Raw genomic sequence first — 13,048 nt, 5'->3', positions numbered from 1 at the left:
TCCCTATCAACGGCAAACCGCAGTGGCCTGCGCAATGCCTTCGGTTGTCGCAGCTAAGCTATAAGTTGCTTTACACTGCTGGCCGGTTTTTGATCCCCACTGGGCGTAGACTTCACCGCTATCTTTCAGGCCGGACATATAAACCATGCCTCCATCAGACACGATACTAGCTTGTGCTTTTTTATCAGCGGTTAAGGTTACCGTTGCGCCATAAGGAACATTATCGCCGGACTCTCTCTTCAGGATCAGGAACGCGCGGCGGCCAATATTTCCCTCAAAGTTTGCCCTTACTATAGCGGCACGAGTCGGTACAACTTTCTGAGTGGTGTTTGGCAGCTCCATATTATCGCTCAGGGTTGTGTTATCTAAGGTCACGTTGGTACGGTGATATGGCGTCACGTAAGGAATAATGGCGTAACCGCGATAATCTGTTTCAATACTGGCGTCATTCTCCAGCCGAACGTGATCCAGACCCGGAGCTTTAACCAGTACTGCGGTTTCAGACATTTCTTGCCCCAGCGTAATGCCGTCAGCGTGAAGCAGTATTCCGCCGCTCATACCATAGTTAATTAGCTGGCTATGCTTGTTATAACTGTAGCCACCGTTAACTGAACCCATCGAACCGCGGTAGTTGCTATATATGCCGCCGCTGGCATCTTCTCGATTGCTATAGCCTTGCTGTACGTTCCAGTCCAGATTATGGTTTTCCAGCGCTACGCCGCTAAGAGAAACATATTGATCGGTAGAACCGGGGCTACTGTTGGTGACGTTATAGGTCGCATAGGTATTAGGTATCCAATCGCCTAATGGTACTGTGATGTTAAATGAAATGACGTGGTCGTCTTCTACTTTGCGACCCATTCCATCACTACCCCAGGAATAGCGGCTGTAGCTATAACCAGCATAATAGTTGAAGCGACGGAAACCGCCGTTATAGCCAATATTTAATGAATTGTTACGGCGATTACTATCCCAGTAGTCTTCAAAAATACCGGATACGGAAAGGCTCCCAAGCCCTGAGCCCAGACTTTGGCTTACGGTAATATTGGTTCTGTTCCGCAGAGAGCGGGAAGTATAGCTGCCGTAGCGGTTACTGTAGGTATTCATTACATCGGTAAGCGTATTGAACCCTGAGGTAGAGTAACGATAACCAGCAACAGTGATATTGGTACCGGTCTCAAGAATGTTTTTACCATAGCGAATACGCCAGGATTGACCCGACGTTTTATCCAGATCTTTCTTTTTCGACCAAGCTTCGGTGACGTCTGCTGAAACCGCACCGATATCCCCCAGGTTCTGCCCGACGCCAAAAGCCAGTGCCTGATAGCTAGACGCTGCCTGCATACCAGTGTAAATAGTCGTATTATTCAAGACCCCGTAGCTTATGGTTGCCTGAGTAAATGGTTTCTCATCAACATCGTCGTTGTATGGGCGATATTTACCGCTGGTAATTTCGTACTCCATTTGGCCTTCTCTGAGCATTAATGGCAGGGAGGCATAAGGTACAACGAAGTTTTGCCGGGAACCGTCGGCTTCTTCGACAGTGACATAGAGGTCACCGTTACCGCCGGTTGAGTAGAGGTCGGTAATTTCAAAGGCACCGGGAGCAACAAAGGCTTGATAGATCTGGTAGCCGTTCTGTTTAATAACAACGCGGGCGTTAGTTCTGGCAATACCACGAACGATAGGTGCGAAGCCACGCAGGCTTTCTGGAATCATGTCAGTATCGGTAGCAAGCTGAATGCCGGTAAACGGAACGCTATCAAAAATACTTGATAGTGAACTGCTTTCCCCCATTACCAGGGTACTTTTTAACGGAATGATGCTCCGTTGAGCATAAAGATACACAGAATCCCAATCGCTCTGAATACCAGCCGATTTGTTCCAGGTACTTAGATTGCGCAGGCGCCATGGTCCAATATTCAGGCCGGACTGTAAGTTGAGGTTGTAGTATTCGTTGTTTGCCTCATAGTCCTTCCCAGAGCTGAACTGGTAATTAGTCAGCAGTGCATTAATTCCATCATCAAACTCTTCAGGTGGGACTAACCCTTGAGCAATAGTTGATAGCGCAGCCTGTGGTATGGATATCAGCAACTGCTGAGTATTGAAGTTAAAATCTGTCGTGAAGTTGGGTATCCCACTGGTATCAGCACATCCGCTAGCATCTTCTTTTAAGTGAGGGAACGCTTCTGAACGCAAACCATAGCTGGTTAGTTTAGCGATGCTCAGGCAAGGAACTAGTTTCAGATCGCCAGTAGTTGGATCTTTTTTTTCGACAAACCGAATATCTGTTGTTTCCTGCAAGTTGTTATTTAAAACGACATCAATGCGATACTCTCCCGGAGCCTGCGCATCTTTCGTTGCGTACAGCGATAAGTCCGGTATTGAGGAAGGATCGCTTTGACCGACTGATTTAATAAAATCAGGATCAAAAAAGTCACGCGCCAGGGCATTGTTACAAAAACCGAGGGCTAACGCAGGAACAAGAACGAAAAATGTGTGGGACACACCAGAAAAAACACCATCCCTTTTTTTTATTAAAATAGACATACTTTTCACCCTGGCCGATCGAAAATAACAAAAATTAAATTGATGACGAGTAAGAAGAACCCGTGCCTCCATTGTCTGTTGCGACTTTCCACTCTATTTCTGAGCCATTAACACCTGTAGGTAATGGGAACTCTTTGGTCATAAACGCATCAATATTATTAATGGAACCACTGATTTCCTTACCATTAATCTTTATCGATTTAAAATAGATAAAGAATGGCGTCGGGTTTTTTAGTGTGATTTTATTGTTGGTTTTACGCCACTCCAGATTTTTGGCTTCTTGGTTAATGGAGCGATCCTGTAAAGATAATGGGCGATAGATAAGACGCATTCTATGGCGAACAGCCAGCTGGATCTTGTTTTTGTCGGTATCCGCATCACTGGTTGGTGGAATAGACATGACGTTGAAATAGTAAACTGTCTCTCTGTCTTTTGGTGCGCTGGCTATATTGGCATTAGGAAATATACGTACGGTATTTTTCTGTTTTGCTTCCAGACGAAAAAGTGGAGGAGTCACCATAAAAGAAGATGTCTGACTACCTTCACGAGGTTCAACCCAGGATTTGATTAAATAAGGAATGTTATCTTTATTTTCCAGGTTAGCACTGATTTCCCGTGCCCCCTCTTTATAAAGATGTCGGGTAGAGTCGACGACCACGCCACAGTGGGCGGCGAAGCTTGTTGAAAACGAAAAAACTGCCACTATTTTTAATAATGACTTCAACATAATTCAGTCCCTGAATAAAATAATGGGGCTTGCCTTAGGCAAGCCCCATTGAGTATTAGTAGCTGATGGTAAAGGTAGCAACACCTTTAACTGCACCATCGGTAACGCCGGCAGCAGTTTTAACATATGCAGCTTTGTAGCGCATATAAGATGGGGTACCCGCAGTATAAGCGACAACTTTAGGAGTAGTACCAGTGAAGCTCACGCGAGAACCATCGGTGTTAACAACAGTCACCGCTGCGTTGGTTGCCGGGTTTACAGCAGTGTTAGTCAGAACGTTATCCTGACCGCTGATGTAGTCACCAGTAACGGTAATGTTCAGGTTACCGGTGTAATCAGTCGCGCCTTTCTGGCAGTCTTCAATTTTGTACTCGATATCTTTAGCAAGAGCCATATACGGAGTGTTGACAGCCTGGCCTTCCAGGATCGAGGCTTTTACATCATCCAGAGTTAAAGAACCACCCTGAATCAGCGCTGATGGAGTAACGTTACAGGATTCACCGGTGTCAGTGACGTTACCCAGAATAGTCAGTTGAGAACTGTTCCCTGCTGCGAAAGCCTGAGCGCTCAGAGCTGCAGAAGCAGCGACCATTACAGCTACGATTGTTTTTTTCATTTATTTAATCCATTTATAGATACTAAAGTCCTGAATAGATACCCGGCTCGGTTGTTAATTAGTGGTATTGGTAATAACTAACATCCCGCTATCTATGCCTGAGCTCTACCGTTTTCTTTCCCCTGCCGTTGCTGTTGTGCATACGTATGTATACTACATAGAGCCTAATGGGCAGGAGCGACGACAAATCTAAGTCGAAGGCAGATAAAATGCATGTGAATTTTGTTTGAATTTAAAGTTTGTTTTTTGAAGGTGGTAAATTCACATGATGATTACGTTGATAATAATAATCATGGATGAAATGGATAGTGATAAAATCGGTCTTCCATTTGGTTCAAATATCATGATAATCTTATCTTTGCTCCGGATTTGGAGTTGTTGATTTATACTTGAAATTATCTAATCTGGTTAGTTTATAGGGATGTATCCTGATTTCTAAAGAAGAAGTTGAATTTAATTCATCGTTATTTCACATAGTTAATGAGGGCGGAAAGGGACTATGATATTCAATGAATATATCATTAATAATGAAGTTATTTTTAATGCAAATGTGAACGAGTTACAACCTCTGGGCGAGAACGGCGAAGGTGTGAGCTTAAACGCGCCTACTGCACGCTGTCTCCAGCTTTTATTGGAAAGTAATGGTAAAATTATATCCAGAGAAGAGTTTTTGGATACGGTATGGAAAACCAGAGGTGTTGTTGTATCTCAAAACACTTTTTATCAAAATATATCCTTGCTGAGAAAATCGTTACTTAAGGCGGGACTATCGCAAGATATTATAGTGACGGTAAGGCAGCGCGGGTTTGTTCTCGCTTCAGGATCGCATATCGCGTCGTTCTTCAAAGCGGAGGAGGAAAACTCAGAAAACACTTCAAATATTCAAGTAATAAATAATGTTTCTTCGCCCCCGATAGAGAGAAATAAAGTTAATACTTTGCTTACTCAGGATGATAAAACGAAAAGTGTTGATGCGGCGTTTAAGTTACCTAAGTGGCTCTTACCTTTGCTATTGTTGATGGCGGCAGCCAACATACTTTCTCTCTTTTTGTAAGTAATAACTAATGAATAAGCTTATCACTTTCTTTTATATTTACACCTAATAACCACTGAGCTCACTTTCTGGTAGTTATGTAAAATTTATTAAATATCTGTACATTAGATCAGATATGAACTGATTAATTGACAGTCTGCCGGGCGATGCTCGGCAGAAAATGCAACTAGCACTGCTTTAAACCTAAGTCTAGTGGCGTTTTACTAGGCTCCCCGCCGATTTCCCGCGCTAGCTTTGGCACCAAATAACCGGATACCAGGGTGAGTAACTCTCGTATAATCGACCGGGCTTCATCATCACTAACCATAAAATGCGCTGCACCCTGGACTCTGTCCAGAACGTGCAGATAATAAGGTATGACACCGGCATCGAATAAAGCGTTGCTCAGGTTCGCAAGCGTCTGCGCATTATCGTTCACGCCGCGCAGGAGCACGCTCTGGTTGAGCAACGTGACGCCAGCCATGCGAAGCCGTTTCATCGCTGCACGAAATTCTGCGTCTATTTCGTTGGCATGATTGATATGGTTCACCAACAGTAGTTGTAATGATGATGCTGAGAAGCGAGCAACCAACGCGTCGGTAATACGCGCTGGGATAACGATGGGCAATCGACTGTGAATTCGCAAGCGTTTTATATGTGAAATAGATTCCAGCTGCGTTATTAACCAATCAAGCTCATGATCTTTCGCCATCAGCGGGTCGCCACCGGAAAAAATGATCTCATCAAGCTCTGGATGGGCCGCGACATACTCCAACGCCGTTTGCCAGTTGCGTTTATTGCCCTGATTTTCGGCGTAGGGGAAATGACGGCGGAAACAATAGCGACAATTTACCGCACAGCCGCCTTTTACCAGCAGGAGCGCACGGTTAGTGTATTTATGCAATAAACCGGGCACGACGCTGTGTTGTTCTTCCAGCGGGTCGGTGGAAAACCCAGGGGCGTTGATAAACTCATCTTGAGAGGTAAGTACCTGACGAAGAAGAGGATCGTTGGGGTTTCCTGGTTCCATGCGAGCGATAAATGCCCGCGGAACACGCAGTGCGAACAGGCGCTTTGCATCGCGTCCTGCCAATAGATTCGCATCTGCGTCTACATTTAAAAGATGCAGCAGTTCATCAGGACTGGTCACAACATCGGCAAGTTGCGCTAACCAATCTTCTCTGGATGGGGTGTTTAGGGTTACAATATGCGCCATTTTGTGGCTTAGCTACCAATTAACAAAATTTCAGAGGGCCTTATGGCGACTTACTATAGCAACGATTTTCGTGCCGGTCTTAAAATCATGATGGACGGCGAACCTTATGCAGTTGAAGCCAGTGAATTCGTTAAACCAGGTAAAGGTCAGGCTTTTGCGCGCGTTAAGCTGCGCCGCCTGCTGACCGGCACCCGCGTAGAGAAAACCTTCAAGTCTACTGATTCTGCTGAAGGCGCAGATGTTGTCGATATGAACCTGACTTACCTGTACAACGATGGTGAGTTCTGGCACTTCATGAACAACTCTACTTTTGAACAGCTGGCCGCTGACTCAAAAGCCGTTGGTGATAGCGCCAAATGGCTGCTGGATCAGGCTGAGTGCATCGTGACCCTGTGGAACGGTCAGCCAATCTCCGTTACTCCTCCTAACTTTGTTGAGCTGGAAATCGTTGAAACCGATCCAGGTCTGAAAGGCGATACTGCTGGTACCGGCGGTAAGCCTGCGACTCTGTCTACTGGCGCGGTGGTTAAAGTTCCGCTGTTCGTGCAGATTGGCGAAGTCATCAAAGTGGATACCCGCTCCGGTGAATACGTATCCCGCGTGAAGTAATTTATGCGATGAGATGGTTGGCGCAGCGTGATGCTGCGCCCTCTACAGGTCGAAAGAGCAGGCAGGGAAGATGAATCGTACACTCAAACTTTTGCTACTGTTATTTTTGAGCGGTTCACTGCTGGCTGGATGCAATACGGCTCGAGGCGTAGGTGAAGATATCCAAAGTCTGGGACACGCTATTTCTCATGCTGTCAGCTAACCTGATTTCATCAGGCGATTCTCATTCATAAATTGCGTCCTCTCCCTCAATTCACTTCTGATCTCTTTTTCTCTTAAAAAGCGTTGAGCTCCATTCATCCTGGTCCAGGTTGTCTATGCTTATAGAGCACGATAACTAAAACTGGTTAATAAGGATGACATTATGGTGAAAAAAACGATTGCAGCGTTCTTTACGGTTTTGGCTCTCTCCTCTGTGTTGACCGCATGTAACACCACGCGCGGTGTTGGTCAGGATATTTCAGAAGGCGGCAGCGCGATTTCGGGTGCCGCTACCAAAGCTCAGCAATAGACCATGGCGGTACGGCCATCGGTCGTACCGTTCTTTCTCACCAGGTCTTTTCGCGGGAAGCCCCGTCCTTTTAGGTCTGGGAGGTAGAGCGAAGCGGGCGACAGCCCGCTCATTGATGCCCGTCAATAATAACTGCACAAACATTGTTTATACATACAGTGTGAACATTCAGACCAAAACACTATCAGTCCGGGTTAAAGACCGCCACGTCGCCGTTTTGCGGCAAATGGCCTTTGAGGTCAATCAGGTCTTTAATCTGGCAAACGAGATAACCAGCGCGGCATATAGCAACGCTGGCGCTTTTGGTGCGCAGAAACCGCAATGGCTGTCAGCCTTTGATGTTCAGAAGATAACAGCAGGTATTCAGAAAGAGCGCGGCTATTCCATCGGCAGTGCCACGGTGCAGGAAGTGATCGCCAGCCACGGCAAGGCACGGAAACAGTTCAAGCGCTCCCGGTTGCGCTGGCGCGTCAGTGGTGGTGCTCGCCGCTCTCTGGGCTGGGTGCCGTTTAAATCGCGAGCTGCGCAATGGCAGAACGGCTGCGTTAAGTTTGCCGGGCACTACTTTAAGGTCTGGGATAGCTACGGCCTGGCGGGCTTTAAATTCCGCGCAGGCAGCTTTTCCGAAGATAGTCGGGGCCGCTGGTACTTCAATATCTGCGTAGAGGTCGAAACCGCCCCGACCACTGGCACAACTGCCGTGGGTGTTGATCTGGGGTTGAAGGACTACGCCACCCCGTCAGAAGGTGAAAAGCTGGTTGCCGGTAAGTTCTATCGCAACCTTGAATCGGCATTAGGCAAGGCGCAACGGGCGAATAAAAAAGCCCGTGTACGCGCCATACACGCCAAAATTAAGAACCGCCGCAAAGATGCCCTGCACAAATTCAGCACGGCACTGGTTAATAACAATGCGGCGATATTCGTGGGCGACGTGAGCAGTAAGAAACTGGTCAAAACCAAAATGGCTAAAAGCGTTCTGGACGCTGGCTGGGCGATGCTCAAAACACAACTGGAATATAAAGCGATTGCGCGCTCAGTGGTGTTCGAAGTGGTCAACGAAAGATATTCCACCCAGGCTTGTTCGTGTTGCGGATCAATATCCGATAACAGTCCGAAAGGTAGAGCAGGCCTGCGAATAAGAGAATGGACTTGTTGTGAGTGCGGAACAACTCATGACCGCGACGTAAACGCCGCAAAGAATATTCTCGCGGCAGGGCATTGCCGTCTGGCTGTAGGAATCCCCGTCCTTTAGGGCGGGGAGGATGTCAATTTAGTCTCGTTGTGTATAATTCCTGCGGTTCATCAACTACCTTACGGGACGACCCGTAAGCGTTTCACATCTGGGGACGGCCCCATCAAAGGAGCCATATGTCCTGGTTAGTTCTGTTTATCGCTGGTCTGCTGGAAGTCGTGTGGGCAGTCGGTCTGAAATATACCCATGGTTTTAGTCGTCTGGTACCCAGCGTGATAACCATTGCCGCGATGGTTATCAGCATGGCGATGCTGTCATGGGCGATGAAAACGCTGCCAGTAGGTACCGCTTATGCCGTATGGACCGGAATTGGCGCGGTCGGCGCAGCGGTTACAGGAATTATTCTCCTGGGGGAATCTGCCAGTCCGATGCGCATTGCCAGCCTGGCGTGTATCGTGATTGGTATTATTGGCCTGAAAATCAGCGCCCATTAATAATGCTGATTGACCCATAAGAGCTTACTCACGTCGAATCCCTGCTGGGTAGCGATATCCAGCATTTGCTGTTTCACTTCCGGCGGGATTTTCGGCGAGCGTGCCAGCAGCCACAAATAGTCGCGGTCTGGCCCGCAAACCAGCGCATAGCGATAATCCTTGTCCAGCGCAATCACGTTATAGCCGCCATAGAAGGGGCCGAAAAACGAGACTTTCAGCGCGGCGCGCGTGGGCTCCCCGATAAAGTAGGCAACACCATCGCTTTTCTGCCACATCCCCCGGTCGGGATTGTATCCCTTATTCACCACGTTCAGCCCGCCGTCATCGCGCAGGCTATAGGTCGCGGTGACCTTTTCTAAACCGCTTTCAAAACTATGATCAAAGCGTGCAATTTCATACCAGGTGCCAAGATAGCGTTGCGTATCGAATGGACTGACTACGGTTACGCCTGGAGGAGGCGTCGGTGTGCTACAGGCGACAAGCAAAAATGAAGCGGCAACAACAGCAATAACAGGTAGCAGACGCATAATATTTCCTCGCCAGTTTTAAGCTAAGTGTAGATTCAGGCAGGAAAAATGCGGTGGAATTTTCTTGAGAAGAGAGCCCGGTAACATAATGCTACCGGGCTTACTGGAGCCGATGTCGATACGGCTCCGGCTATTGGTTTAGATGAACAATATACCGACCAGCGTGACGACGGTCAGAATCGCCGCCAGGCCATAGAAGACCCACTTACCGTTGGGTACATGAATTTTCAAATCATGCATTGCATGGTGGATACGGTGGAGGCCGCACCACAGCGGCAGGACAATCATCAGAAAAATGAATGCGCGGCCAATAAAGCTGTGGGCAAAACCCAGCACGCGTTCGTAGCTGAAGGCATCTGCGGGCGCGAGACCGAGCGGTAGCATTATGCCTACCAGCAGCACGATCACAGGGGCGATAATCGCTCCCCACATGCCGCCTGCGCCAAACAGTCCCCAGAATACCGGTTCATCAGAACGTTTTGGTTTGGGATTGATCATTCCAGCCTCCTTACCAGAACAGGGCGACAAACAGAATCACCACGGTGGCGACCGCAGTGACTACCCAAAGCCCTTTAATAATTGGCTCTGGCCCCATTTTCTCGCCTTTGAAGATAATATTGGCAGCTTTCGGTGCCAGCTCAAACCAGGTTTTGGTATGCAGCAGCGCGGCTGCAAGCGTGATCAGGTTCAGGATCACGACAATCGGATTTTGCAGAAAACCGATATAACCCGCCCAGCTCTCCGCACCATGCTTCAGTGCGAACAGTCCGTAAATCAGCACAATGCTGAACCAGACCGTGGGAACCGCCGTGCCTTCACGCAGCATATAGAAGCGATAAAACGGCAGTTTTTTCCACCAGGTGGACGTCATCGGCCGCACGTAGGGTTTGCGTTTAGTCGTCATACTGCACTCCTTAGCGTGGTTTCAGGGTGGCGATAAGAAAGTCTTTCGAGCTTTCTACTTTGCCCTGCTGGATCGCGGCCGCCGGGTCGACGTGTTTAGGGCAGACTTCGGAGCAGTAGCCCACGAAAGTGCATGTCCAGACGCCATTCTGGCCGTTAAGCTGCGCCATACGTTCCTTTTTACCGTGGTCACGGCTATCTTCGTTGTAACGATGAGCGAGGGTGATCGCTGCCGGGCCGATAAACTCCGGGTTAAGACCAAACTGCGGGCAGGCCGCGTAGCACAGACCGCAGTTGATGCAGCCGGAGAACTGGTGGTACTTCGCCATTTGCGCCGGAGTCTGCTTGTTTGGACCCTGGTCAGGTGTGCGCGGGTTGCCAATGATGTACGGTTTAATGGCCTCCAGGCTTTCAATAAAGTGGGTCATATCGACCACCAGATCGCGCTCAATCGGGAAGTTGGCCAGCGCCTCAACTTTAATGCCTTTGGTGTACTCGCGCAGGAAGGTTTTACAGGCCAGTTTTGGCACTTTGTTCACCATCATGCCGCAGGAGCCGCAAATCGCCATACGGCAGGACCAGCGATAGCTCAGGTCTGGCGCAAGGTTGTCTTTGATGTAGCCCAGGGCATCAAGCAGTGAGGTTTGCTCATCGTAGGGCACTTCATAAAAAGCGCTGTGCGGTGCGACGTCCACTTCCGGGTTGTAACGCACCACTTCGACTTTCATGTTTTTCATCTCAGCCATTCGTCGTCTCCTTCTTCTCAGCTGCTTCCGCTTCAGCGCCGTACACGCGTTTTGCTGGCGGCAGAGTAGTGATTTTTACATCACTGTACTCAAGGCTCGTGTTGCCGTCCGCATCGCGGAAAGCGAGCGTATGCTTGAGGAAATTGACGTCGTCACGCTCGGTACAGCCCTCATCTAAACGCTGATGCGCGCCGCGGGACTCTTTACGTGCAAGGGCGGAATGCGCCATACACTCTGCAACGTTCAAACCATGGCCCAGTTCGATAGTATAAAGCAGGTCGGTATTGAACACGCTGGAGGTATCGGTGATGCGCACGCGCTTGAAGCGTTCCTGCAGCTCGGCCAGTTTATCCACCGTTTTTTGCATCAACTCCGGCGTACGGTAGATACCGCAGCCTTCTTCCATCGACAGACCCATTTCGTCACGGATTTTCGCCCAGTTCTCGTTACCTTCCTGATTCACCAGATCTTTCAGGCGCTTCTCGATATCGACAACCTGCGCATCCAGAGCGGCGCTGTTGGCTTCACCCGCTTCGGTTGCGCGCTGCATGGCCTGTTCGCCGGCCATGCGGCCAAAGACCACCAGTTCTGCCAGCGAGTTGGAGCCAAGACGGTTGGCGCCGTGCAGACCGACTGATGAACATTCGCCGACTGCAAAGAGACCTTTGATGCGGGTTTCACACTGCTGATCGGTTTCGATGCCGCCCATGGTGTAGTGCGCGGTTGGACGTACCGGAATCGGCTCTTTCACCGGATCAACGCCAACATAGGCCTTTGACAGTTCACAGATAAACGGCAGGCGTTCAAGCAGTTTTTTCTCGCCCAAATGACGCAGGTCGAGATAGACCACATCGCCTCGCGGCGTTGGGATGGTGTTGCCTTTACGCCATTCGTGCCAGAAAGCCTGGGAGACCTTATCGCGCGGACCCAGCTCCATATATTTGTTTTTCGGTTCGCCCAGCGGGGTTTCCGGACCCATGCCGTAATCCTGCAGGTAGCGGTAGCCGTTTTTGTTGACCAGAATCCCGCCTTCGCCTCGGCAGCCTTCGGTCATCAGGATACCGGAACCCGGCAGGCCGGTTGGGTGATATTGCACGAATTCCATATCGCGTAGCGGTACGCCGTGGCTGAGCGCCATGCCCATACCGTCGCCAGTGACGATACCGCCGTTAGTATTGTAGCGATAAACACGTCCAGCGCCGCCGGTCGCCAGAACGACCGCGTTGGCGCGGATCTGCACCAGCGTCCCTTCCATCATGTTCATCGCGACCAGACCGCGCGCCTGACCGTCATCGACCAGAATATCGAGGACAAAATGTTCATCGAAGCGTTGGATTTGCGGAAATTGAAGAGAAGTCTGGAACAGGGTGTGCAGCATATGAAAGCCGGTTTTATCAGCAGCGAACCATGTTCGTTCGATCTTCATACCGCCGAAGCGCCGGACGTTGACGCTGCCGTCGGGACGGCGGCTCCACGGGCATCCCCACTGCTCAAGCTGGGTCATTTCCGTAGGGCAGTGATGCACGAAGTAGTCGACGACGTCCTGCTCACACAGCCAGTCGCCACCAGCAACGGTGTCGTGGAAATGGTACTCAAAGCTATCATGATCCTGCGCAACGGCAGCGGAACCTCCTTCAGCGGCAACGGTGTGGCTGCGCATAGGATAGACTTTTGAAATTAGAGCGATTTTTGCATTTGGATTAGCTTGCGCGGCGGCAATTGCGGCGCGTAGACCTGCTCCGCCAGCGCCAATTACGGCAAGATCGGCTTGAAAAGTTTGCACGACATTCCTCCAGTTTTTTGTTTATTTCGCCGCCGGGCTGGCGAAAATGTATCACTGCTCCTTTATAGGTAAGGAGTATAGCCGTAGGGTCACTGGGGAAAATTGACGTGTTCGATTTTTTTATCGTTCTGTGCGGTTGTT

15 protein-coding genes are annotated in these 13,048 nt (G+C 49.3%); 6 read left to right on the top strand and 9 right to left on the bottom strand.

Annotated elements, in window-relative coordinates:
- Positions 1-6: 6 nt before the first annotated feature.
- The 3 genes from FN082_RS04620 to FN082_RS04610 are packed head-to-tail and all read right to left on the bottom strand — an operon-like array spanning position 7 to position 3,893.
- Positions 7-2,550, bottom strand: coding sequence for a fimbria/pilus outer membrane usher protein (locus FN082_RS04620; RefSeq protein WP_139540914.1), 2,544 nt, complete (start codon positions 2,548-2,550; stop codon positions 7-9).
- A 34-nt stretch (positions 2,551-2,584) separates the two neighbouring features.
- Positions 2,585-3,277 (bottom strand): fimbrial biogenesis chaperone, encoded by a 693-nt coding sequence (locus FN082_RS04615; RefSeq protein WP_142981200.1) that lies wholly within the window; start codon positions 3,275-3,277, stop codon positions 2,585-2,587.
- Between the two features lie 55 nt (positions 3,278-3,332).
- Entirely contained in the window at positions 3,333-3,893 is a 561-nt protein-coding gene (locus FN082_RS04610) for a fimbrial protein (protein ID WP_139540916.1), read from the bottom strand.
- A 499-nt stretch (positions 3,894-4,392) separates the two neighbouring features.
- Between FN082_RS04610 and FN082_RS04605 the strand changes: the two genes are divergently transcribed.
- A complete protein-coding gene (locus FN082_RS04605; RefSeq protein ID WP_142981199.1) occupies positions 4,393-4,947 on the top strand; it encodes a winged helix-turn-helix domain-containing protein in 555 nt (184 codons plus the stop codon).
- 166 nt (positions 4,948-5,113) lie between these two features.
- Here FN082_RS04605 and epmB read toward each other — a convergent pair whose 3' ends face one another.
- A complete protein-coding gene (gene epmB, locus FN082_RS04600) occupies positions 5,114-6,142 on the bottom strand; it encodes an EF-P beta-lysylation protein EpmB (RefSeq protein WP_142981198.1) in 1,029 nt (342 codons plus the stop codon).
- Between the two features lie 42 nt (positions 6,143-6,184).
- On the opposite strand from epmB, the gene efp reads away from it, so the two are divergent.
- From efp to sugE, 5 genes are all read left to right on the top strand, one after another.
- The gene (efp, locus tag FN082_RS04595) at positions 6,185-6,751 is read left to right on the top strand and encodes an elongation factor P (RefSeq protein WP_139540918.1); all 567 of its coding nucleotides are present in this window, start codon (positions 6,185-6,187) and stop codon (positions 6,749-6,751) included.
- Positions 6,752-6,821: 70 nt separating this feature from the next.
- Positions 6,822-6,953, top strand: a complete 132-nt coding sequence (locus tag FN082_RS04590) for an entericidin A/B family lipoprotein (RefSeq protein ID WP_139540919.1) — start codon at positions 6,822-6,824, stop codon at positions 6,951-6,953.
- A gap of 162 nt (positions 6,954-7,115) precedes the next feature.
- Positions 7,116-7,262 (top strand): lipoprotein toxin entericidin B, encoded by a 147-nt coding sequence (ecnB, locus tag FN082_RS04585; RefSeq protein WP_139540920.1) that lies wholly within the window; start codon positions 7,116-7,118, stop codon positions 7,260-7,262.
- 160 nt (positions 7,263-7,422) lie between these two features.
- Positions 7,423-8,514: an RNA-guided endonuclease InsQ/TnpB family protein gene (locus FN082_RS04580; RefSeq protein WP_139540921.1), complete on the top strand. Its 1,092-nt coding sequence runs from the start codon at positions 7,423-7,425 to the stop codon at positions 8,512-8,514.
- 116 nt (positions 8,515-8,630) lie between these two features.
- Complete coding sequence (sugE, locus tag FN082_RS04575; protein ID WP_139540922.1) at positions 8,631-8,948, top strand: quaternary ammonium compound efflux SMR transporter SugE; 318 nt, start codon at positions 8,631-8,633, stop codon at positions 8,946-8,948.
- Here the strand turns inward: sugE and FN082_RS04570 are convergent.
- The 5 genes from FN082_RS04570 to frdA all read right to left on the bottom strand — a co-directional run bounded on the left by FN082_RS04570 (position 8,945) and on the right by frdA (position 12,907).
- Positions 8,945-9,475 (bottom strand): lipocalin family protein, encoded by a 531-nt coding sequence (locus tag FN082_RS04570; protein WP_139540923.1) that lies wholly within the window; start codon positions 9,473-9,475, stop codon positions 8,945-8,947. The two genes, sugE and FN082_RS04570, sit on opposite strands and share 4 nt — an antisense overlap.
- 138 nt (positions 9,476-9,613) lie before the next feature.
- Complete coding sequence (gene frdD, locus FN082_RS04565; protein ID WP_139540924.1) at positions 9,614-9,973, bottom strand: fumarate reductase subunit FrdD; 360 nt, start codon at positions 9,971-9,973, stop codon at positions 9,614-9,616.
- 10 nt (positions 9,974-9,983) lie between these two features.
- Positions 9,984-10,379 carry a fumarate reductase subunit FrdC gene (gene frdC / locus FN082_RS04560; protein WP_139540925.1) on the bottom strand — a complete coding sequence of 132 codons (396 nt, stop codon included), beginning with the start codon at positions 10,377-10,379 and terminating at the stop codon, positions 9,984-9,986.
- Between the two features lie 10 nt (positions 10,380-10,389).
- Positions 10,390-11,124 carry a succinate dehydrogenase/fumarate reductase iron-sulfur subunit gene (locus FN082_RS04555; RefSeq protein ID WP_139540926.1) on the bottom strand — a complete coding sequence of 245 codons (735 nt, stop codon included), beginning with the start codon at positions 11,122-11,124 and terminating at the stop codon, positions 10,390-10,392.
- Complete coding sequence (gene frdA / locus FN082_RS04550) at positions 11,117-12,907, bottom strand: fumarate reductase (quinol) flavoprotein subunit (protein WP_139540927.1); 1,791 nt, start codon at positions 12,905-12,907, stop codon at positions 11,117-11,119. The genes FN082_RS04555 and frdA overlap by 8 nt, the downstream gene beginning before the upstream one ends.
- Positions 12,908-13,048 lie beyond the last annotated feature (141 nt).

The organism is Klebsiella spallanzanii (genome assembly GCF_902158555.1).
GTDB lineage: Bacteria > Pseudomonadota > Gammaproteobacteria > Enterobacterales > Enterobacteriaceae > Klebsiella > Klebsiella spallanzanii.
The sequence above is the reverse complement of the archived record's forward strand: the minus strand, read 5'-3'. Positions and strand labels throughout refer to the sequence as shown.